This window comes from Parabacteroides distasonis (assembly GCF_004793765.1).
GTDB lineage: Bacteria > Bacteroidota > Bacteroidia > Bacteroidales > Tannerellaceae > Parabacteroides > Parabacteroides distasonis_A.
Genome location: NZ_SRYM01000046.1, coordinates 1 through 22,040 on the forward strand (window position 1 = coordinate 1; position 22,040 = coordinate 22,040).

The 22,040-nt window shown below is 40.4% G+C and carries 28 protein-coding genes; 23 read left to right on the forward strand and 5 right to left on the reverse strand.

Annotation, left to right across the window (positions count from 1 at the left end):
• The 14 genes from E5342_RS13975 to E5342_RS14040 all read left to right on the forward strand — a co-directional run.
• A partial coding sequence (locus E5342_RS13975; RefSeq protein ID WP_135959596.1) for a conjugal transfer protein TraG occupies positions 1 to 2,384 on the forward strand: 2,384 nt, incomplete at its 5' end.
• Positions 2,362 to 2,922, forward strand: coding sequence for a conjugal transfer protein TraI (locus E5342_RS13980; RefSeq protein WP_135959597.1), 561 nt, complete (start codon positions 2,362 to 2,364; stop codon positions 2,920 to 2,922). The genes E5342_RS13975 and E5342_RS13980, both read left to right, overlap by 23 nt.
• Positions 2,923 to 2,928: 6 nt before the next feature.
• Positions 2,929 to 3,708: a hypothetical protein gene (locus E5342_RS13985; protein ID WP_246867119.1), complete on the forward strand. Its 780-nt coding sequence runs from the start codon at positions 2,929 to 2,931 to the stop codon at positions 3,706 to 3,708.
• A gap of 13 nt (positions 3,709 to 3,721) precedes the next feature.
• On the forward strand, positions 3,722 to 4,360 hold the full coding sequence (locus tag E5342_RS13990; RefSeq protein ID WP_135959598.1) for a hypothetical protein: 639 nt from the start codon (positions 3,722 to 3,724) through the stop codon (positions 4,358 to 4,360).
• Between the two features lie 7 nt (positions 4,361 to 4,367).
• Positions 4,368 to 5,246 (forward strand): conjugative transposon protein TraM, encoded by an 879-nt coding sequence (traM, locus tag E5342_RS13995; RefSeq protein ID WP_135959599.1) that lies wholly within the window; start codon positions 4,368 to 4,370, stop codon positions 5,244 to 5,246.
• Positions 5,243 to 6,340: a conjugative transposon protein TraN gene (traN, locus tag E5342_RS14000; RefSeq protein ID WP_135959600.1), complete on the forward strand. Its 1,098-nt coding sequence runs from the start codon at positions 5,243 to 5,245 to the stop codon at positions 6,338 to 6,340. Before traM ends, traN begins: the two co-directional genes overlap by 4 nt.
• A 118-nt stretch (positions 6,341 to 6,458) precedes the next feature.
• Positions 6,459 to 6,902, forward strand: coding sequence for a M23 family metallopeptidase (locus tag E5342_RS14005; RefSeq protein ID WP_246867121.1), 444 nt, complete (start codon positions 6,459 to 6,461; stop codon positions 6,900 to 6,902).
• On the forward strand, positions 6,886 to 7,092 hold the full coding sequence (locus E5342_RS14010) for a helix-turn-helix transcriptional regulator (RefSeq protein WP_135959602.1): 207 nt from the start codon (positions 6,886 to 6,888) through the stop codon (positions 7,090 to 7,092). The genes E5342_RS14005 and E5342_RS14010 overlap by 17 nt, the downstream gene beginning before the upstream one ends.
• A gap of 8 nt (positions 7,093 to 7,100) precedes the next feature.
• Complete coding sequence (locus tag E5342_RS14015) at positions 7,101 to 7,511, forward strand: hypothetical protein (protein WP_135959603.1); 411 nt, start codon at positions 7,101 to 7,103, stop codon at positions 7,509 to 7,511.
• A 13-nt stretch (positions 7,512 to 7,524) separates the two neighbouring features.
• Positions 7,525 to 8,031, forward strand: coding sequence for a hypothetical protein (locus E5342_RS14020; protein WP_135959604.1), 507 nt, complete (start codon positions 7,525 to 7,527; stop codon positions 8,029 to 8,031).
• Between the two features lie 23 nt (positions 8,032 to 8,054).
• Positions 8,055 to 8,510 (forward strand): beta-barrel fold lipoprotein, encoded by a 456-nt coding sequence (locus tag E5342_RS14025; protein WP_135959605.1) that lies wholly within the window; start codon positions 8,055 to 8,057, stop codon positions 8,508 to 8,510.
• Positions 8,511 to 8,959: 449 nt separating this feature from the next.
• Positions 8,960 to 9,892: a DUF4848 domain-containing protein gene (locus E5342_RS14030; protein WP_135959606.1), complete on the forward strand. Its 933-nt coding sequence runs from the start codon at positions 8,960 to 8,962 to the stop codon at positions 9,890 to 9,892.
• 97 nt (positions 9,893 to 9,989) lie between these two features.
• Positions 9,990 to 10,508, forward strand: a complete 519-nt coding sequence (locus tag E5342_RS14035) for a hypothetical protein (protein WP_210434972.1) — start codon at positions 9,990 to 9,992, stop codon at positions 10,506 to 10,508.
• Between the two features lie 147 nt (positions 10,509 to 10,655).
• The gene (locus E5342_RS14040; protein WP_135959608.1) at positions 10,656 to 11,414 is read left to right on the forward strand and encodes a ThiF family adenylyltransferase; all 759 of its coding nucleotides are present in this window, start codon (positions 10,656 to 10,658) and stop codon (positions 11,412 to 11,414) included.
• 5 nt (positions 11,415 to 11,419) lie between these two features.
• Here the strand turns inward: E5342_RS14040 and E5342_RS14045 are convergent, their stop codons facing one another.
• Positions 11,420 to 12,175, reverse strand: a complete 756-nt coding sequence (locus tag E5342_RS14045; protein WP_135959609.1) for a helix-turn-helix domain-containing protein — start codon at positions 12,173 to 12,175, stop codon at positions 11,420 to 11,422.
• 167 nt (positions 12,176 to 12,342) lie between these two features.
• On the opposite strand from E5342_RS14045, the gene E5342_RS14050 reads away from it, so the two are divergent.
• A complete protein-coding gene (locus tag E5342_RS14050) occupies positions 12,343 to 12,987 on the forward strand; it encodes a hypothetical protein (protein WP_246867122.1) in 645 nt (214 codons plus the stop codon).
• A gap of 191 nt (positions 12,988 to 13,178) precedes the next feature.
• Here the strand turns inward: E5342_RS14050 and E5342_RS14055 are convergent, their stop codons facing one another.
• Both E5342_RS14055 and E5342_RS14060 read right to left on the reverse strand, forming a co-directional pair.
• On the reverse strand, positions 13,179 to 13,436 hold the full coding sequence (locus tag E5342_RS14055) for a hypothetical protein (protein WP_117956227.1): 258 nt from the start codon (positions 13,434 to 13,436) through the stop codon (positions 13,179 to 13,181).
• Between the two features lie 4 nt (positions 13,437 to 13,440).
• Complete coding sequence (locus tag E5342_RS14060) at positions 13,441 to 14,199, reverse strand: ParA family protein (protein ID WP_135959610.1); 759 nt, start codon at positions 14,197 to 14,199, stop codon at positions 13,441 to 13,443.
• 290 nt (positions 14,200 to 14,489) lie between these two features.
• On the opposite strand from E5342_RS14060, the gene E5342_RS14065 reads away from it, so the two are divergent.
• The 4 genes from E5342_RS14065 to E5342_RS14085 all read left to right on the forward strand — a co-directional run bounded on the left by E5342_RS14065 (position 14,490) and on the right by E5342_RS14085 (position 17,357).
• The gene (locus E5342_RS14065) at positions 14,490 to 14,813 is read left to right on the forward strand and encodes a hypothetical protein (protein WP_135959611.1); all 324 of its coding nucleotides are present in this window, start codon (positions 14,490 to 14,492) and stop codon (positions 14,811 to 14,813) included.
• A 363-nt stretch (positions 14,814 to 15,176) separates the two neighbouring features.
• A complete protein-coding gene (locus E5342_RS14075) occupies positions 15,177 to 15,893 on the forward strand; it encodes an Abi family protein (protein WP_135959612.1) in 717 nt (238 codons plus the stop codon).
• A complete protein-coding gene (locus E5342_RS14080) occupies positions 15,890 to 16,528 on the forward strand; it encodes a recombinase family protein (protein WP_135959613.1) in 639 nt (212 codons plus the stop codon). The genes E5342_RS14075 and E5342_RS14080 overlap by 4 nt, the downstream gene beginning before the upstream one ends.
• Before the next feature lie 160 nt (positions 16,529 to 16,688).
• Complete coding sequence (locus tag E5342_RS14085) at positions 16,689 to 17,357, forward strand: Abi family protein (RefSeq protein ID WP_135959614.1); 669 nt, start codon at positions 16,689 to 16,691, stop codon at positions 17,355 to 17,357.
• A 60-nt stretch (positions 17,358 to 17,417) separates the two neighbouring features.
• Here E5342_RS14085 and E5342_RS14090 read toward each other — a convergent pair whose 3' ends face one another.
• Positions 17,418 to 17,726 (reverse strand): hypothetical protein, encoded by a 309-nt coding sequence (locus E5342_RS14090; protein WP_246867123.1) that lies wholly within the window; start codon positions 17,724 to 17,726, stop codon positions 17,418 to 17,420.
• Positions 17,727 to 18,333: 607 nt separating this feature from the next.
• On the opposite strand from E5342_RS14090, the gene E5342_RS14100 reads away from it, so the two are divergent.
• The 3 genes from E5342_RS14100 (at position 18,334) to E5342_RS14110 (ending at position 20,526) form a co-directional block, all read left to right on the forward strand.
• Positions 18,334 to 19,350 carry an ArdC family protein gene (locus E5342_RS14100; RefSeq protein WP_135959616.1) on the forward strand — a complete coding sequence of 339 codons (1,017 nt, stop codon included), beginning with the start codon at positions 18,334 to 18,336 and terminating at the stop codon, positions 19,348 to 19,350.
• A 172-nt stretch (positions 19,351 to 19,522) separates the two neighbouring features.
• A complete protein-coding gene (locus tag E5342_RS14105; protein ID WP_135959617.1) occupies positions 19,523 to 20,047 on the forward strand; it encodes a hypothetical protein in 525 nt (174 codons plus the stop codon).
• Positions 20,044 to 20,526 (forward strand): hypothetical protein, encoded by a 483-nt coding sequence (locus E5342_RS14110; protein WP_246867124.1) that lies wholly within the window; start codon positions 20,044 to 20,046, stop codon positions 20,524 to 20,526. Before E5342_RS14105 ends, E5342_RS14110 begins: the two co-directional genes overlap by 4 nt.
• A gap of 68 nt (positions 20,527 to 20,594) precedes the next feature.
• Here E5342_RS14110 and E5342_RS14115 read toward each other — a convergent pair whose 3' ends face one another.
• A complete protein-coding gene (locus E5342_RS14115) occupies positions 20,595 to 20,987 on the reverse strand; it encodes a hypothetical protein (RefSeq protein ID WP_135959618.1) in 393 nt (130 codons plus the stop codon).
• 290 nt (positions 20,988 to 21,277) lie between these two features.
• Here E5342_RS14115 and E5342_RS14120 point away from each other — a divergent pair, with 290 nt between their 5' ends.
• Positions 21,278 to 21,988 carry a hypothetical protein gene (locus E5342_RS14120; protein WP_135959619.1) on the forward strand — a complete coding sequence of 237 codons (711 nt, stop codon included), beginning with the start codon at positions 21,278 to 21,280 and terminating at the stop codon, positions 21,986 to 21,988.
• Positions 21,989 to 22,040 lie beyond the last annotated feature (52 nt).

Sequence of the window (22,040 nt, forward strand, 5' to 3'; positions counted from 1 at the left end):
CAAAATCCGGTGATGTAACCGTTTCTTATTTGCTCGATACGGTGGAAGCGTATTCTTTGGATGTGGACGGGATCGAACAGCGGCATAATGATTTTTTTAGGGCTTTCCAACATATCCGGAACGGATTTATCCATAAGCAGGATATTTTTCTTAGAAGAAAATTCGATCCGGAATATATGATAAAAGGGGATAGCTATATACAACAGGCCGAGAAACGGCACTTTGCAGGACGGGAATATTTACATCATTTTTGTGTTCTTTCCTTCACCCTTTCCGGTTTATTGAGTTTAGAGAAAGCGTACCAGGTTAACCCGCTTTCCTATAAGGAAGAACTAACGAAGTCAGACCGGGACAAGTTGGGCGATTTCCTGGAAAGCGTGGAAAATGCGATTTCCATTATTCGCAATATAAAGAATACAAGTATCCGGCCATTGACAACAGCGGATATAAAACAGCACATTTACAGGTATGTAAACGGCTTTCATAATGACGAGGGACTAAGGGACATACAGTTTTCGGATAAGTTGAAGATCGGCCAGAAAACAGGCCTGTTCTTTGCCGTATCAGACGAGAGGTATTTACCCGACAAACTGAAAACCCATGTATCCGATACAACATTACAGGACGCAAACAGCAGTTTGTATATGGCAATGTTGGAGCGTTTAGGGGTACATTTGATGTGTTCCCACGTCATTAACCAGATTTGGCAGTTTAAAGGAAATTCATTCAAAGAAGATTTGGCCGAACGTGTACGGCAATTCGGCCGTTACCGGGAGTTTGACAAGGGGATAAAAAAGAAATATGAAGATTTGGCCGACTATGAGCAAGAGATCATAAACGAGGAAAACACCCTTTGCAAAACTCACTTTAATATAGCCCTTTTAGAGGACGAAGAAGCCGTTTTAAACAAATGTATCGAACAGGTAAAGAACATCTTTACAAACGCCGGATTTAAGTATTATATCCCTTCCTACGAAGGATTATATAATATCTTTATCGGTTCTGTTATCGGCCGTGAGAACTGCCTGGATCCGAGTTATTTGTTTTTAACCGACCTACATAGTTCCCTTTGTCTGAATATCAATTATACATCATATAAAAATGATCCGGAAGGTATTCTGTTTAATGAACGGATCTATCAAACGCCAATCCGGAAAGATCTTTGGGACGCACATAAACGCCGTATCCCGGCTCGTAATCTGATTATCGTAGCTTCGACAGGTGGGGGAAAGTCCGTTACTTCACTAAATATCATACAGCAATATATAGAACAGAGTTATAAGATCATTGTCGTAGAATTTGGTAAGAGCTTTTATCAGTTATCCCAACTTTACAAAGATAAATCTTTGCATGTTGATTATGACGGATCCGCCCCCCTGGGGATCAATCCGTTTTTTACGGACGGGAAGAAACCGGATAATGAAAAGGTTAAAACTCTGGTAGGGCTGATCCTTAAATTTTGGCGGGAAAAAACGATCATGGAAGATACAAAGCAGGTTGTTTCATTAACAAAGATCGTGAATGAATATTACGAAGATGTAAAGGAAGGCCATTGTTTCCCAAGTTTTTATAATTACGTGAAGGAGTACGGCCGGGAACTTTACACCCGGTTAAATATCCTTCCGGAATATTTCGACCTGGATAGCTTTTTACATATCTGTTCGGAATTTATGGAAGGCGGTTTTTACGAGAATGTTTGTAAACATTCTCCCCTTGAGAACGAAATGAAGAATCGGGATTTTATTGTTTTTGAACTAACCAAGATAAAGAAAGATCCTTTTCTTATCTCTGTTATTATGACGATCCTATACGATACAATCGAAAATAAAATACTTTCGGATAGGAGCGTTCGGGGTATGCTGATCTTTGACGAGTACGCAGAAAGCCAGGCGATAAAGGACACATTCAGCGGTGCAGATATTCACAGTACGGTAGCCTATTGTTACCAAAAACTAAGAAAAGAGAACGGCGGCATAGGTACGATAATACAAAGCCCGGCGCAGCTTCCGGATAACGAATTTACAAAGGGTATTATCGCAAATACACAGGTTCTTTGTGTTCTTCCGGCAACAGAGGTAGTTTACGATCAAGTAATAGAGGCCTTCCACATAAAAAACAACTCACAAATAAACCTGATGAAGTCCATACGGAACGATTTCGCCGGAACCCGGCCGCATAGTGAGGTATTTTTCCGGTTTATGGATACTTACGCCACTGTTTTACGTCTTGAACTCTCAAAGGAGAAATTACTTGCTTTCCAAACGGACGGGGAGAAGTGGAACAAGTTACAAAACCTGTATAAAGAAACCGGATCCATAGAGAACGCAATCGAAGAATTTAAAACCCTAAAAAGCAAAGATTATGAAAACGAAAGTTCTATGTAGCATTATGATAATGTTTTTCGCCGTCACTAATGTAGCGGCGCAGTGGGTAGTTTCTGATCCGGCGTTAACTTCATTAACGCAGATCACAGCGGCCAAAGAGTTTGAACAGGCATTAAAGGATTTCGCAGTTTTGCAAAAATCACGGGATTTCTTGAATGAGAGCATAGATTTCTATAAGAAGGTGAACGGAGTAATCAAGAACTCAAAGACCGTTTTAAACGTACTTTCCAGGCAGGGGAAAATGTACGAGTTATCAGCGCAAGAGTGTTCCAGGACGGATATTTATACACCGGACGCCTATAAGGAATATACGCAAGTCATTAATGATATTATGGAGGAAAATTTGCTTTCCTTCGATCTGATTAAAACGATTATATCTAGCAGCGTACAAATGACGGACGGGGAAAGATTGCGGGTGATCTTGGATCTGGACGAAAAGACCAAAGAGGGGATGAATAAACTTATAGATGAACGATCCCGCTTTAATACGGTAAATGATGCAATAAAAAGAATCTCTGCACTTAAATCTAAAAAGTAGAAAGCTATGGATATGGAAGTTATTGACAACGTTATAACCGCTTACGAGGCTGTAAAGCTCAACGATGTAAGCAAGTCTATTATAGCCTTATGTACCTTTATCGCTTTAATCATTGTGATAAATAGATTTATTACAGCCTATAAAGAGGCTTTTTCAGAAGGTGACAGCCCGGCCGATCTGAAACACTTTTTCCGGTTGTTTTCTGTATATGTTTACTTTTTTGTGCTGATCGCTTCGGCTCCCTTTGCTTTCTCTATCATTGAGAAAGGTTTAGGGGAAATTCAAAACGAACTGATACAACATTATCAAAAAGATGTGGATCTTAGTATAGATGAAGCGATTGTAACCTTTACAAAGGATTATATCGAAGATGTACAACGGCGGCATAACTGGGTAGGAAAGCAGATACAAGAGGTCATAATGTTGCCTCTTACTATTTCCGCTTATACGATCCTGTTGTATGCAACGAAGTATATATTTTTCTTTTTTGCAGCAGGCAGATATTTATATCTTATCTTACTTGAGATCGTTACGCCGATTGCGATTATCCTTTACCTGGACGAAAAGACGAGAAGTTATACACATACCTTTTTGAAGAACCTGTTTATCTGTTATATGTTGATCCCGGCGTTTTTGATTGCAAACGCTTTCGGATCTATCATTTCAGATAATATCATGCACATGGTAGGCGAAAATAAATACAGCCTTTTAGGTTTGTTGTTCGCCTTTATCTTTAAATTATTCCTTTTTGCGAAGTCCGTAAAATATTGTAATCAACTGTTTTAAAGTATATTAATCTATGGATAAAGATAGTGTATTGAAAGATTTTGACACGTTGGCCGAATCGAAAAAGAAAAACGCTTTGAATCTGAAACTTTGTTTAGGTTTCGCCCTGGTAGTGGTTATCTTGGTTTTAGCCTGGGGAATCACGGTAGCCCTTACCGCACTTGATAGAGTTGTAGTAGTGGAACGAAGCGGGGAGTATCTAAAAACCTTTTCCCAGGATCGAGAGGCCATGTTTACGACATTCGTAAAGAATACGTGCGCGCAAGCTACCATGTACGCAAATTCGTTTGATCGTTTGAACCTAAAGAAGAACCAGGCACAGGCCGCCTTCTATATCAATAAGAACGATCTAAACGCCATTACGTCAAAATACTATAATGATAAGGCCTATTTTGATGCAATGCAGAACGGAGCCGTTTATAAATGCGACTTTGACAGCTTGCAGATCCTTTCCGGAAATAATGAACCCTATAAAGTCCGTTTTAGTTCAACGCTTACCGTTTACGGGGTAAGCGGCCAGAAAATAAAGTTTCTGATAAAGACCGAGGGCGATTTAGTCCGGACAACTCCACAATTTCCGGAGAATGTGACAGGCCTGTTTTTTAATAGATACATTCAGCAAATCATACGTTTAAGAGAACCCAAAAAATAACAAGCCTATGGATAGCGTGACTAAAACAAAAATCATTCTGTTTTCTTCCCTGGGGATCTTATTGCTTATCATTGTAGGCGTTTGTATTGCCTTCATGGGGGGGAAGTCCGGAACGGTGGAAGATAACGTAAATACGTCCCTTAGAGCGCAGGAGCAAAGCGATTTTGCTTTAGATGATATGCTTAAAGCGAATGACGGCCGCCCGGAATATGAAAAGTTCGGGGAGTACGAGCAGCCCGCAGAAACAAAGATCCAGGATCCGGAAATACTTGCTTTACAGGAGCAGTTAAGGGAGAACCAGGGGGGACAGCCGGACACAGTGCAGCCAAAGAAACGTATAGCACCGAAGAAGAAAGCAGCCAAGAAACAGCCGGAACCGCAGCAGCCCCCAAAGCCGGAGAGCCGTTTCTTTTCTTCCGGAAAGGAAGAAAACACCGGAAACACGGTAGAGGCCATTGTTTCCGGAGATCAGAAGATCACCGACGGCAGCGTTATAAAGTTAGTGACCTTGCACGAGATACCGTTAGAAAACGGCGTGATCTTGCAAAAAGGATCCGCTTTATTCGGTGTGGTGAAATTAGAGCAAGACCGTATTAGCGTAACGATCCAATCCGTCCGGATCGGTAACAGTATCTACGATCTGAAAAAGCAAGTATATGACCGGGACGGGCTACCAGGTATTTACGTACCCCTTAACATCAAAGCCGAAGCCACCAAAGAGGCAGCGGGGGAAGTTGTTAACGATATGAATGTAACGCCTTATAGTTCCGATGTATTAAGCACAAGCGTTAACGCCGTTAGTAGTGCAGCTAAAAGCGTATTCCGGAAGAAAAATAACCAGGTAATCGTAACCGTAAAGTCAAACTATAAACTGTATTTAAAATGAAAACATTATACATTATATTGCTAATTCTTACAGCTCTACCGTGCCGGTCACAGCTCCGGCCGGTAGAAAGCAAAGAAATTTGTGTAAACTACTCAAAAACAATACATTTGATTTTTCCAACTCCGATAAAATACAGTAAATCCGTCACGGATTTTGTCGTAGTGGATAATCCGGAAAATGTTCCCAAAATTTTACGAATAAAGGCCAACCAAAAGAGTTTTAGCCGGAAAACGACCGTTTCCGTTGCGACGGAAGGCGGGTATTTCTATTCGTTTAACGTCAGTTATTCCGATACCCTGGAACATACAAACTATTTTCTTCCGGAAATGAGCAGTATTACACCGGATACGATATTTATTAATGAAGTATCGCAAACCCATTTGATCGCCCCGGAAAAGATCATCTACATAGATTTCGGGGATACCTGTATAAAGGTAGACAAGGCAGAGAAAACAGAAAATATAATCCGGATGATCGCCACAAGCGGAACCGTGCAAGGATTTCCCAAACAAACTAATTTGTCCTTAGCAACCACAGACGGAAAGTTTTATACCTATGACGTGGATTTTCGCCAGGATCCGGAAGCCTTCGTTTATGAGATAGGGGAACAGCAACCAGATAAGAAAGCAAATGTTATCCTTTCGGATAATATCATTCCCGCAGTTGAACGGGATAGCGTGATGAAAGCCGTATATACGGCCAGGCGGCAGATCTTTAACAAAGGAATCATAAAGAATAAAATTACGTTCAGTATTAATAACCTCAATATCTACAATAATCTTTTGCTCTTTACTTTTGAGATAGAGAATAAAAGCAGGATCCCTTACGATATTGATTATATCCGTTATTTCATCGTTGACAAGAAAACGGCCAAACTCACCGCTTCGCAGGAAGTAGATCAAACGGTTCTATTCTCTGAATATTACACGCCCAGGGTAGAAGGCCGGAAGAATTTAAAATATGTCGTAGCCTTTTCAAAGTTCACCATTCCGGATGAGAAGGTTTTCCGGATCGAGATAAACGAGAAAAATGGGGGAAGACATATTTTATTTGATCTTGAGAACTCCGATTTATCAAATGTGGAAGGTATTTAACATATTGTTTTTATGTGTCGTTTTGCCTTCGTTCGGCCAAGAGGTAAAAGCGGATAAGTATAAACTTATTATCCAGGTTTTACAGACGGCAGCGGATTTTCAAAATATAGCCCCTGTAATGGAAATTATCAGCCGGGACAATGAAATTTTTTCTTATGTCCCGTCCGAGTGTCCGTTACTTGAGAACTTCCGGATCTCCGATAATTTCGGTTATCGGATCCACCCGATAAAGGGAACACGGCAGTTTCATAGTGGGGTAGATCTTGCCGCAGCTTACGCCGCCACAGTACACGCCACCGCCCAGGGAATTGTTACTTTTTCCGGCAATATGGCAGGATACGGAAAAACGGTAGTGATCCGACACAAATACGGTTTTGTAACCCAATACTCACACCTTACTTATATCTATCGGAAGGTAGGGCAGGAAGTGAGAAAGGGGGAAGTTATCGGCTTTGTAGGATCGACGGGGCAGAGTACCGGGAATCACCTACATTATGAGATTATAAAGAATAACAGGAAAGTAAACCCGCTAAACTTTTTTAATTATGAATTTAGGAAATGAATTGAAGGTAGAGAGAACCCGGTTAGACATAAAGGCTAAGGACGTGGCGAACGATATAGGCGTAACACCGCAGCAGATCAGTAATATAGAACGTACCAGGAAGGTAACGAACCTTTTGAAATATATATCATTCCTACGCTCTAAAGGCGTGGATCTGAATAATTTATTTGATAGGATAAACAATAAATAAGAAAGAGTATGAGAAGCATTTTAATGACATTGTTTGCAGTGGTTTTGTTATCTTCATGTGATAACGACCTAAAAATTATCAACCGGGATTTTTCGGTAAGTCTGAAAGCCATAGACGGCGGTACGCCTACCGTTGGCCGATCAATCAAATGTACTTTTTCCGTTAACGGCCTGGATCCGGCCAATTCGGACGAACTGTTTACTACCTTTTCCGTTAAAGACGGCAGCGGTAAGATCTTAGTAGAGAATGACGAGTACACACCAGGGGAAACGATTATTTACGACTACCAGGAAGCCGGGAAAATGATCTTTGATTATGTTCCGGCCACTTCCGGGACGCAATCGCTTATTTTATCCGTCAGTTCCGAAATTATAACCCGTTCGGATACGGTCGTTATTAACGTGGTGAACAGTAACTAAAAAGCGTAACATTATGAAAAAGATTATCCTTTTAATAGCTGTTTTATTCGTTTCAATGGTCACGAAAGCACAGTATATCGGCAGCCAATATTTAAACGGTAGCCTCGATTATATCGTAGATCAAAACCAAGTGCAGGGAAGCGTAGGTTTTGGAAAAGTGTACAAGAGCTTTAAAGTAGGTGCGGTTCTCAACTACCGGAACCTATCTAAAGATGCAGTTACGGCCAACACAGCAACCGCCGGAGCCGAATTTTCCTATTACCTTCTGAAAGGATCCCGCTTTTCTCTCTCCGGTGTGGCCGTTGGATCAATCGGCTTTCAGAAGGCCAAGACGAAAAGCGAATTAATCCGCTTAGAGAGGTCAAAAGCGTTTGTTTACGGGTATGAGGTGGGAGTACGGCCGGAATTTCTGTTATCCCCTAAATGTGCCTTATTTATGCAATATAAATTTGAAATGCTGTTTAACTCCATAATCCGGAATAATAACCATATAGGAGCCGGATTTATCGTTTACTTATAATTCACCTTTTAAAATTAAACAAGATGAAACGCATTAGTTTTTTAGTTCTGTTACTGGCGGCCATGACCGCAGTGTTTTATAGTTGTAGCAATGACGAGGACGAACCAGGCAGCGGAAAGGCGGCCATGTACCAGGTAGTAATTAAACAAAGCGGCGATTATCAGAATTTCATTAAATCCGTTGTGATCGCAGCAAACGGAACTACATTAAAGGACGATATCGCAAACAAAAGTTTGTCGAAAACTGTTTTCAGTGACGAAGATTTAACCGGATCGACGTTTTCCGTAAGCACAGAAGGAAAAGCGGTACAGTTCGCCGTTTCCGGAGGCGTAGCAGACCGGGACGAGGAAAGTATTACTAATCCCATGACCTGGGACGTAACGGTTTACCGTGACGGAAAAGAAATAGATCACCAGGTACTTACTTTTGAGGACGGCCACCAGCCAAGCAGTAAGGATCTGAATTTATATTACGATTAAAGCCTATGGGGGAAGCGTGGCGACCTTCACAGGCCGCCCGCTTCAATATGATTTAATTTCTGTTTTGCCTCACGACAATATTATTGTGTGTTTAAGTGATAATAGTTAATCTCTTCCTAATATTTCAATATTTTGTAATATCCTTTTGGATTAAAATAGTTCATTTTTTAGAGTTTTTTGCAAAAATGTAGCTCAAAAATACTGCAATTATGCTAAACTATAATTATATAACGAAACTTTTTAAGGCTTTCGTAAAGAATATTTTATTTTCTGCTTATTCAAACTCTCCGATAATACAACACTTTTGAAAAATGTTCTAAGTTTTTCTGGAATTTACTACCCAAAAGTTTAGTTGTTATCTAGGTTCTTAAGGTATTACCTTTTTGTGTAATGTCCGTTATTGGAGTTGAATATAATTTTGCCACCGAAATAACAAAATAATTAAAATTATGATTTACAAAAAATTATTGTGTAGTTTAGCTTTGGTAGCTATGTTTTGCTCTTGTTCTTCTGATGTTATGGATATGCCAAGTCAAGAAGCCAATATTGCCACTAAGGAAAGTTTGATTTATCTTGATGGTGTTCCTTTCTCTCAGGAGAATGATATGTTGTCATTTGCGACTATCGAAGAGTTCCAACAGGCAGTGAAAGGGATGGAGAATAACCGGATTGTCATGGAAAATTTGGGAACTTATGTTCCCATGCAGGAAGAAGTGAATCGGTTACAATTGGAAGGGTTCACTTCTATTTATGATGCGTATGAGGAAGCTTTGAACGAGGCAGATAATTATTATGATTCAGAAAGTCATTACGCTGAGTTCAAGGAAAAATATGCAAGTCTGTATTTTCCTGAACATGAGGATGATTATTCCGTATATTTGCCGGTTAGCGATAGAAACGTTGCTAAATTGTTAAATGTCAATGGGGATGTAATGATCGGTAATGAGGTCATTAATATGAAGGATATTTTCACTTACGAGAAATTGGTAGAGTTGGGAGAGACAATGACTGATGATGGTATTTCTACTTTAGATTATACTGGTGACTATTTGAATGGGACTCCAGAGCTTAAAAATGGAGGTGATCGCAAGTTGAGAATTAGAGTTTATACAAAACCGGGTTCTGATGGAGTTGGTGAAATTGTTGTTGTGGATGTTAGCTTCAGAAAGAAAGGTGCGTTCGGGGCTTGGTACAATTATAAATCTACTACGACTTTAGGTTCGGCTTCGGGAAAATCTTGGAAGAAAGACGGCTTCTCTTCTCATGATTATAAATTTGCACGAGAATATCGAGGGGGAAAACCTCTACAGTTTATAGACAGAATGTATATCGAGTATCAAGGGTTTAGAGGTGAGAAAGTATTCTTTAATGTAGACATTTAAAAAGATGGGAAGATTTTTTAGGTTGTTTGTTGTTTTCTTTGTTGTTTCGGTACATTGCTTTTCCCAAAGCCAATCTGGTTTATTAGTGGGGGCAGGTATGGGATTTGAAAGTATAACGGCTAATACTAATAATCCAGAGTTTTTGGAAGGAAAGCAATTCAATAGCTCTTATAATTATAATCTGCAAATTGGTTACCGTTTCCGGTTTGAGAATCCGAGACATGACAGGATATTTTTTGACGTGGACCCGTTGATAAAACTACAGACTTTTAAAAATGTGAGTTTTTCTCCGGGAACCAGTGCGGATTATACATCGGTCACGGCTGAAGCACGGGATATAAATTTTCAATTGGCGGTTTCGCCATCTGTTAATTACCTGTTTTTTAAAAGGGTTTATCTTGGTATGGGAGTGGAGCCTACTTGGAATATAGTTACGGAAGGGAAGCATTTTGATATTCCTGTTTTTGGTCGTATTGGTTACAGTCTTAAAGGCAAGATGGAACTGGCCGTAACTTATCGTCATGGTTTCCTGAACGTGATAGATGATAGCAAGTATAATAAAGGGCGGATATCGGATTTGAGCGTCGGAATTTTCATTCCTTTTTATATTAAGTAGTTAATAAGAAAATTTGAATGTATAAGTATGGTAAGGTTATCAGTGACTTTACCATACTTTTTTGTTATAAAGGATAGGTCTTATACCTTTTTGTAAAGGTTTTCTTTTTATTTTTATGTAGTTTTGTATTTATTAATAAAAAGTTAGATGAAAGAAAGATATTCAAGAAATCGTATATATATACGAGAAGATGAGCAAGAGCTTATAGGAAAAAAACGGTTGTTTCTGGGTGGTTCCGGAATCGGTAGCGTTATAGCGGAATGTGCTATTCGCTTTGGTTTTGAGAACATAACAATCGTTGATGGTGACAAGGTGGAGTTAAGTAATCTGAACCGGCAGAATTATACGTTTGGTGATATTGGCAGGTATAAGGCCGAATGTTTGGCCGAACGGCTCCTGATGATTAATCCGGATGCTAATGTTATGTTTCATACTTGTTTTATAGACAGGGGTAACGTTAAAGAACTATTAGAAGGACATGATATTGCTATTAACGCATTGGATTTTACGTCTGATATACCTTTTTATTTTGATGAAGTGTGTAAAGAGAAGGGTATACCGGTATTGCATCCCTTTAATTTTGGTTTTGGGGCTTTCCTTACGATTGTAAAACCTGATAGCCTTCAATTGGCAGAGGTTCTCGGTGATTATGAGAATGCAGATTTGAGAATGGTGGAACAGGTTTGTCGGTATGGTATATTCTGGAATGAGCCTAAAGAATGGTTAGAGAGGGTCATAGAAGAATATAAAAAAGAAAAAGGCATACTTCCCCCCCCTCAATTGGCAATTGGATCTTGGATTGTTGCGGGTGATTGCGTTACGGCCATGTATAATATGTTGACAGGTAAAGATGTGAAAGTGTTCCCTAAATTTTATCTGTCAACATTATATAACAATAGGAACTAGTTGTATTACAATAGCTTGTAATTTGTTGCAAATGATAAAGCTTCCGTGATATTTTTGACTTCCATACGTTCAAAAATTCTCCTTTTGTAATATTTTACAGTATCTATCGCAATGCATAGTTTATCGGCAATCTCATTCATGGTATAACCTTGGGCGGATAAGGTTAGAATATCTTTTTCTTTGTTGCTCAAGGTTATACCTTCGCATTCTTGCCATTTGTGTTGTTCCAGTAAATACGTCCAATAATTTTTCTGTCCCGCTTTACGCATTTCTATGTGTCCAGCGCTATTGTGTGAGGAAAGGGATACCATACATGCGGCAAGCCATATTTTTCCTTCTTTATCTAACGTGATAGGTGTCAGCTTATGGTTTATCAGTATTTCTTTCTTTCCTTTTTGAGTATGGAAATCGTATGAGATTGTATATAGAAGCCTTTCATCTACTGGTATCTCATGAAAAAATTTGAACCCTGATTTGTTTATTTCTGTAAGCATGCTTTGTTCCTTTTCGGGTACATGATTAATATAGAAGAGATATCCCAATTTCTTAATTTCCTCAGATGAATAGCCACGTAAAAAGAGGGGATTCTCAGAAACAAATAAGAAATTTTTCTTGAAGTAATCAATTATGTATAAACTTTGATACGTCATTCTGGATATGGCCTCGAATGTTTTGATTACGGTATCGGCTTTCTTGTATTCTTCTTCAGAAATAGAAAATACGGAGTTTGAGGATATAAAAAAGTCGTTTACTGATGTCATTTTATAATAAATTACATTGAGACCGCAAAAATACATTTTCCTTTGATACCAAAGGAGCTTTTGCTACACAAAAGTGTAGCTTTTGGAGAATCGTTTTTACAACCGCACAATAGTGTACTATCTGAAACGGTGAAAGAAAATAGTTTTGTGCTATCAAAAGAATGAGCATGAAAAAATTAATGTCACAAAATAGCAGATATCGAATTTATAAGGCAGACTTAGGTCAACTTTATGATGTAGCCAAATTTGTGGTAAGTGAGAATTATAAACACCACAATGAGAAAATGTTGGATAATATGGTGGAAGATATACAAAGTGTATATAATGAAGAACTTAGCTATTTCCCTAAATCTTATATTTATGTGGTGGAAGATTTTAGGGGAGAAATGATCGGATGTATCCGTGTGATGAAGTGGGATAAGAAGGATGAATTGCCTATACAGAGGATTTTTAATATAAATCCACTACAATGTATTAAAAAAGGAGGAGATATGACTTTTTGGCACATAGGACGTTTCGCCATTAATTCATTGGCTAATGCCTCTGGAATATCATTATTTAAACAACTGATGATTTTTGCCATAGTGCCGATATGTAAATCCCTGAACGGTTATATGATTGCGGAATGCGATAGTAAATTACTCAAAATCATGAATCGGTTAGGAATTGACACTAGGAGGTTAGGGGAGGGGATTTCATATTTGGGTTCCGAGACTATACCTGTATATGCAGACAGAAAAGGGTTACTTCGTTTTTATTCCAATTTTAAACATTTATATTATGATACAAATCTTTCCGTCAGTTCAAATTAAAGACTTTGTATGAGAAAGAGAATAATCGACTGCTCTAATGTTTGGTAGATAGGAAGTAATAGTCTTTAAGATAGTTAAAGATGTGGGGATGTGTCAAAATGTACATATTCCCCTTATTGTTAAAAAATGTGTTGGTATTTTTACTGTATCTTCGAATGTTATGGATGTTCTGAAGTGTACACAAAGCCCTATTATAATAGGGCTTTGTTTTTATCTAGATAATCAGATATGGCTTCTTGCAATACCGATTTCAGCGAATCGCCTTTACGGATCGCAATCAGTTTTAAGTTCTGGTGATAGGTTTCGTCCATGACAAAATTACAATGCACGGTTTTTGCCTTCTTCGGCTTTTGAGCCTCTTTTTGCCCGGCCGTGGATTGGATCAGGCTGTCTAACCCCCCGGTTAGTCCGGCCGACATACTGTTTTTTAAATCGTTCTTCTTTGCCATATGGTTACTTTATTTCTGTTAGCAGTTCGTTACATACACTCTCGTAGTCCTCTGCCCCGGCAGATTTGGGGGCGTAGTGAAAAATATCCTGCCCTTGTGTCGGGGCTTCGGCCAGCGCAATGGCGTTGCGTATATGGGTGCTAAATACTTTGCCCTGGAATGTTTCCTGTACCAGTTCCGAAACGCTCTTGTTCAGGTTCTTTCTTCCGTCGTACTGGGTGATCAGAACCCCGGCGATCGAAAGATCCGAGTTCAAACGTTGCTGCACCTTGTGGACGACCTGCATAAGTTTAGCCATTCCACGCATTGCCAGGAATTGAGCCTGAACCGGGATAATCAACCGATCCGAGGCCGTCAGTGCGTTAAGCGTGAGCAGCGACAGCGAGGGGGGGCAGTCGATCAGGATATAATCGAATTTCTCCTTTTGGCCTTTGATAAGGTGGGCTAAGATAAGCTCCCGTCCGGCCTCGTTGATTAACTCCGTTTCAACGGCCGAGAGATCCAGGCAGGAGGGAACGACGCTAAGGCCGTCCTTATGCCCGTAGATCGGTAGGTCGTATTCTCCTTTCATCGCACCGTAGATCGTTTGGGGAAGCTCCGTAGAGAAACCCAGCGATTCGGTGAGGTTGGCTTGCCCGTCAAGGTCGATCAAAAGAACCTTGTACCCTTTTTGACGTAACGCACCACCCAGGTTGATCGTGGTTGTGGTCTTTCCTACTCCCCCTTTGTGATTCAATACGGAGATTACTTTTGCTTTGCTCATAAATTCAGTTTTTTAAATGATTGTCATGTCCGCAAATATAGTTAAAAAACTAATATACTAAAATACTAAAAGTAGTATTTTTATTTCTTGCGTGTTTTTTGTGCCGATCGGGGAAACGTACCGAAATAAATCTTATTTTCGTCTTTCGGTACGTTTTGTTTCTGTATCGGAATTAATCAAAGATTAGAATAACTATAAATGTTTCTGTATGTTAATTGTACGTATGTATATACGTATGTATTTATTTTTGTGTTATCTTTGCCAAATGTTAAATTTAAAATGTATGATATATGTATTCCTATAAAAACCCGAAGTTTATAAATTCCCCTAGAGGGCTGGTTGAAGTTGTAGAAGTGATTTATGACGGTAAAGATGATCCGGCCTATTCACTGGCTATTATTAAATGGGACAAGACCTATAAATTAGGCATTCGTTGGAACATCGCTTATAGTGAATGGGACGATTTCCGCAAACAGAACGGGCAAGATGAATGTATAGGTAATCCACAGTCGAGAGGTATTCCCACCTGGTTTGTTTTGCCTGATGATATGATGTTTAGTGAGAAGTTCAGCGGTGCGATGCAGAGGCTTGATGAATTAAGAAAAGGTAAATAAGCAATGGAACAGGGAGAAATCATATTATACCAGCCGGATGAAGCGGTTAAGTTGGAAGTGAGGTTGGAGGATGAAACCGTTTGGTGGACGCAGAGACAAATAAACTACTAATTATAATCTTGATGCTATTCTGCCAATAGGATATTGGATTAAAGGTAAGAACGCAACTTTTTCCAAAAAAAGGCGAATGGCGTGTCAGAACTTGAAAATCATTTTGCTACATTTGTTAACGCTAAGAGGATAAAAAGAAAAACCCGTTCTTGATGAACGGGTATATCCTTAACTTAGTTACGTGTTTTGATAACAGAGGCTTTACCAAGCATTACGATGCAAAGATAGTAATCTTATTCCAAATACCAAAAAATGAAATATAAAAAAATAGTTAGGTTATATTCAAATTCACGTGTGGCCAAGTATTATCGGGCTACAAGTGGAGATAAAAATAAGGCAGTAATGCTTTATTTTGCTAATATGAAAATAGCGCAGGCTTTTCATCCGCTACTTTCTTCCTTTGAAGTTATCTTGCGAAATCAGTTGCATTATGCCCTGGCGCATCATTTCTCGGACGGGAACTGGATCATAAATCAGAAAAACGGGTTTATGGTAGCTTCTTCCTTGACGTACACGAATAAGCGTACGAAGAAGCAAGTAACCAATAGATACTTGTTGACGGAAGTGCAAAAAGCTGAAAAGAAAATTTCCGATCGTGGCGTGAGGATTACAGCAGGGAGGGTTATAGCGGAACAGACCTTGGGCTTTTGGAACAGTTTTTATGAGGTTCATCATTATATGCTCTTATCTGGTGTCCCTTGTACCATATTTAAGAAACTGCCTTCCGGATATGGACGGAAACAAGTCAATGATGTTATCACACAAGTTCGTGAATTGAGGAATCGCATTAATCATAATGAGCCTATTTGTTTTGTAAATAAAAAATGTGATTTTTCTTATGTAAGGGAAATGTATAGGTTAATTAGCGAATTTCTTTCTTGGATAGATCCGGAAATAATGCCGTCCTTGAAAGAGGTGGATAAGGTGATTAAAACAATAGATAAGGAAGAGCAAAAGCAAAAGGGATGAATGTGGTTATCTATTCACGTGTAAGCTCGCAGTCGGCCAGGCAATCGACCGAACGGCAGGTTGTCGATCTGGAGAGGTTCGCAGCCGGACGAGGGTACGAGGTAACGGCGGTCTTTGAGGAAAAGATAAGCGGACGAAAGGCCAATATCGAACGCCCGGTTTTAAGTCGTTGCCTGGAATACTGCACAGATCCGCAGAACCGGGTGGATATGCTGTTGCTGACCGAGATCTCACGCCTGGGGCGTTCCACCCTGGAGATCCTAAAGGCACTCGATACGCTGCACACGCATAAAATATGCGTGTATATCCAAACCTTGAACCTGGAAACATTACGGCCGGACAAGACGGTAAACCCCTTGTCCTCTTTGATTACTACCCTATTGGGGGAACTGGCCGCAATCGAACGCCAGGGGATCATCGACCGCCTTAATAGCGGACGGGAGTTGTACATCCAGAAAGGGGGCAGGCTGGGGAGGAAGCCGGGAAGCCGGAAAACGGCCGGGCAGAAGAAAGAGGAATACCGGGAGGCGATCGCCTTGTTAAAGAAAGGCTACTCGATCCGGAACGTGGCGAAGCTCACAGGAAAGGCCGTTTCAACGATACAGATAATAAAAAAAGAATTTATAGATAAGTGACATGATAGGAGATCCATACGCTACCGTATGGGCTTGAAAAGGGAAGTATATAAAAAACAAAACCCTGAAGTTTGTCTTACGACAGGGACAACAGGGGATTACTTCGCAAATATACGGGCTTTTTCCTATATTTGCAAATAAAAGCCAATAAAAAAGCAAAATGAAATATTCCGATTATGAAACCGCCTTTTCTCCAGCTCGTCTAAGCCGATATTTGAACGCTTGCGGTGGGGATAATGACAAGGCTTTGACGCTGTACAGGCACAATGTAAAACTGTGCCAGAAATTTTATGGCGTGTTAAGTCTGTTTGAAGTCGTCTTGCGCAATGCGATCAACGAGTATTATAAACGCCATTTCGGAGATAACGACTGGATCAGGACACAGGTACAGCCGGGAGGTATGTTAGAGAACTGTCCGCAGTTGGCCGATGTGAACAGGCATATTACAAGGCTGGTGAATGACGGCAGATATACGCATGACAGGCTGGTTTCTTCGGTGAGCTTCGGGTTCTGGACGTATCTTTTCAATAAGCAGCCGTTCCGCAAAGGGGGACAAATCTTGCTGGCGGTCTTGCCGAACAGAGCTAGGGGACTGGGGCAGAGGGCGATTTATAACGAGCTAATGGAGATAAAGAAGTTCAGGAACCGGATAGCCCACCATGAGCCGATATGCTTCGATACGGCAGGAAACAAGGACGTGAATTTCGCACGGTATAATTATAACCAGGTACTTAAATATGTCTATTTCCTGGGCTACAATAAGGATGAGTTGTTTTATGGCCTTGATGTGCTTCCGGACACGACTATCACGAAGATAAACAATCTGTAAAAGGATGATCCACTAAAGAGGCTGGGGATAACGGAAGTAGTGTTTACTACTTTTAGTATTTTAGTATATTAGTACGCTTTTCTTTTGGAGGATTTGGGCGTTCCCGTAAACGGTCGGGCTTTCCGCCTTCAAGTCCTCGCCTAAAGGCTGTGGGCTTTCCACTGCAATCCCTAACGCATGAATACACCCACCCACCCGATTAAGGTAGGCTATTTCCGGATAGAGCCGTTCGGTGAAGCCAGCCGGATAAAAGCCGCCTGACTTTTCACTGATCGGCACAATCCGGAAAGGAGTACCCGGAATGATCCTTGCCCGGCTGATGAGCGCAGGCACTCGTCGGCTGGGCAAGGAACATTCCTTGTCGGGCACTCCGGTTGCCGATTGTCGAACCCGGTTTTAAACCCCCTTTCAGGGAGAAAGGTATTTTAGTTTTTCCGGCGTGGCCGCCTTGCGTTTACCTTGACCGGGGTTTTTGTCTGCAAAGGTCAAACGTTTTTTTCCATAGCACAAGTTGAGCCGCAAGCGGCTTTTAGAAAAAATCTCCAGCCTGGCTAAAGTCAGGTAGTATTTTTCCTAAAAAACTTGTGCTATGGAAAAAAACGTTTGGGGTGTTCTCATACAAAAACCCCTCGGAACTCAAGGTAAACGCAAGACGACCACACCGACAGCCCCGAAAAACCAAAATGAGGTTGTCTTGATACAAAAACATCGGAATCTTAGGCATCCGCAAGGTTTTTGGGGGGGGAGAGGGTGCGAGGTGGGGAGTTTACTATCGGAAAAAATCAGGTAGTAAATACTAAGTTTAGTATATACTAAAATACTAATTTAGTAGATAACTATCTGATAAATAGTTAGTTAAATATTGTTTAAATACTTGCGTATCTCAAATAAAAGTGCTATCTTAGAGGTATAGAAAAAGAGATAACAACCTTTAGAACTGGCTCACCCACCAGGATAAAGAACGGGGGACGTAGTTATGAAAACTGATTATTTCGACAAGGCAGCGCAACAATTTGCAAATTTGATGATCGAGAAGATCCAGCAGGTAGAGGACAATTGGCAAAAGCCCTGGATCACCATTGCGGCAAATACACGCAATTTCTTTCCGCAGAACCTCACAGGACGCAGGTACGCCGGAGGTAACGCCTTTTTACTTCTTTTCCTTTGCGAGAAATTTCAGTACCAGACACCCGTATTTATGACATTCAACCAAGCGAAAGAGGCCGGGATCTCCGTGCTGAAAGGATCAAAATCGTTTCCGGTCTATTACTTCCTTTTCTACGTGTACCACAAGGAAACACGCAAGAAAATAACCTTTGAGGAATACAAGGCGTTAAGCCGGGAGCAGCAACAGGAATACAACGTTATACCGACCTATAAATATTACTCGGTCTTTAACCTGGATCAGACCAATTTTTCGGATGTGAGGCCGGAAGAATGGGAAGCGTTAAGGGAGAAGTTTAGAGGGGGACAGGCAGAGCAGCCCGAAGGGATAACCGGAGAGGCGCACCCCGAAATAGACGCCATGTTGGAGGCGAAAAGCTGGTTTTGCCCGATACGGGAGCAGCAAGGTGACAGGGCTTTCTATTCTCCTTTGGCCGATTATATCGTAGTGCCGCTTCGCTCGCAGTTCGTTGATATACAGAGTTTTTACGAAACGCTTCTGCATGAAATGGGACATTCCACGGGACACCCCACCCGATTGAACCGGGATCTTGCGCACCCGTTCGGATCAGAGGAATACGGCAAGGAGGAATTAACGGCCGAGTTCGCCGCAGCCCTGGCAGGAATGTTTTTCGGGATAGCCGAACATATACGCACTGAAAACGCCGCTTATCTGAAAAGCTGGATAAAGGCGATCCGGGAAGAACCCAAGTTCATTTTAAACGTACTGGCCGACGCTATGAAAATTGTCAAGATGATAGCCGGGAAACTGAATATCTCCGTAGAAAGCGAGGAAACGGCCGCAGATGAAGCGGAACAGGTGGCATGATACAAGGAAGATCCCCCGAAAGGGGGACAGCCTTTCGAGACGAGTTCTTTTTGGCACTCGCCCCAAAAAGAACCAAAAAACGCTTTGCCGCTACACTCCGTTTCGCTTTCATAGCTCTGATAATGCGTTTTTTGATTGGATAGATATATATTTGTAGATAAAATAATGTAATATGAACAAACCGAAGGTTATACAGATTATTGATGTTGTTTCCAATGCGATAGCCGGAAATCGTATCGACGAGGATTTTATAAAGAGTTGTATTTACGGAAAAGTGAATACGGAACTGTATGAGCATCTTTTAAGCAAATACAAGGGGTATGACGGGGATCTTTTTCAGTTCTATTTGGGGACGGACGATCAGATAAACCGGGCTTTGTTGGAGAACCTGGGGATTAAGGTCGAACCCGACAAATATCCGGACTATAATAGCCGGATTGTTGCGCAGGTCGTCCAGGGAAAGAAAAGGTTTGATATTTATCCTTTCGAGGTGGAAGCCTTTAACAGATATGCCATGTTTGGTAATAATAATGCGCTTTCATGCCTGAAAGGGATTTCCCCGACAGCCGGGCAGACCGTCCGAGAAAACGGTATTAACGAGTATGGAAACGCCTTGAATTGGTCGCTGTTCTGGATAAAGGCAAATCCGGAGGACAAAGCCCTGTTAGTGGATCACGTTTTGAATATCTCCGAATGATGATAGCGGAATATTTCATTTACCGGAGAAAGGGGGATAAAGAGCCGTTTATCTCCCTGGGGGAAATGCCGCAGTACGGGTTAAGGCCGAAACAGAAGTTTACCGGGAAAAAACTTAAAATAGAGGTGATCCGCAGGCTTTCCGGCGTGGAAATCGAGCAGACGGCCACCACTCCGCAGATAAACGCCTATATCGAGGCGAATATCTATGATACCGACCGTTGGCCGGAATACCGGAAGTTATACCGACAGGTAGCTGGGGAGGTGGAAACCGTGGCCGACATCTTTACGCTCCAGTATATTTTAGTGGCCGAACTGGAGGATCAGACCAGGACGGGAAGGGACAGCCAGCCGCAGCCGACAGATCCGAAAGACGAGAGGCTGATACACTTGATCCGGTGCGAGCTTATGGGGGAGCCCTTGGAAATGTACAAGGCAATGATAAACCCGATCATTGCCTTAAAGAAACGTTTCGTTTGATACTATACTAAAAATAGTGGATACTACTTTTAGTATTTTAGTTCGTGCGCTCAATCCTGGGAGAGAAGCTAATCAGGGTATTCATTGAGTTCTCGGTATGCCTTGTCTAACTCTTCTTTGGTGTAACGTTTGAACTTTCTACGACTTATGATGAAAGGCAACCTCTGATTCATTTCACGCTCGTACTCGTCCAGGCGGTGTTTACCCCTTCCAGTGAGGACGATGTGGGTACGGTCGTCGGAAAAGTTGATCTCTTTTAGATCTTCCATTGTGTCTAATATACGGAGGATGATTTTCTCGTAAATGGGGGTACGCAGTAACGGGTGTGCGTATATGGGAAAATCGAATTTTATATCGAAGTTCTCAATGATTTCCGTCTGCACTTCCTCTATATGCTTGGGAAGTGCTTTTCCCAGGGTGTAGTAAACTGCTATCTGAAAGTCTTTGTAATTTGGAAACATGGCCGTATATGCTTTATTGGGAACAAGGTCGTTTTTAATATTCCTGTTCCGGAATTCTTCGGTCGAAAGATAAAAAAATCTCTCGAATAATCTTTTGGACGGGATATAGAAATTTGTATCCCGAATCGTTTTACAATAAATATGTGGGCTTCTGGAAGTTCTGAACGTGGTAGTTGATAACAATAATCATAATATATATAGTACAATATTTATCATAGAGTAACGTTATAAATAATGTAATATGAAATTACTCTTTTTACACACTTTGATAATGATTATAATAATATACCATGAAAAAAATTAAATGGCTTATATTTGTAGCGTTTTTTTTGCAGATAATTTTTTTTAGTAGCTGCAATAAAGAAATAGATTATCCAATAGATAATGTTCAAATTATAGAAGAACTTTCAATCTTCTATTGTAAAAAAGATCAAAATGAATTGATTGGTGACAATGAAATAGTTAATAAAATTATAATCTTAAATTCAAAAGAAGATGCCATAAATAACTTTACAGAATCATTTTTAGATTCTTACCCAGAATATCTTCAAATAGATTATAATAAATATTCTGTACTTGTTAGAACTGCTCCTGTTGATTACAATATAATAAATAGAAATATATCATTGCTATTTTATAAAACATCTAATAGTTATCAATATTATATTGACTATTTAGTTGGCGATGTTTGTGATGTAAATGACTACTATATAGAAAGAACGGCTATAGTTATCGATAAAATTCTTTCTCATTCTAAAATAGAAGTAGGATCTTCTATTTCGAAAAAAGTTTCAAAAGAAAAAAAGAAGCTACCACTTTTATTAGTGGTAGCTTCTTTTTTTCTTTTATTCATATATTCTGACATATATTCTAGCCTTTGTTTCATCGTCGAAAGGGACATAACATCTTGTATATCCAAAATTTCTTCCATTAATATCACTTACAATCCTCCAAACGTAAGTGAAAAACTCAGGTTTAGTAGAACTTTCCCCATTGAGTGATGGGAGTGGAAGTTCTGATGCAATTCCTAATGCAAGGTAGCCACACCACAAA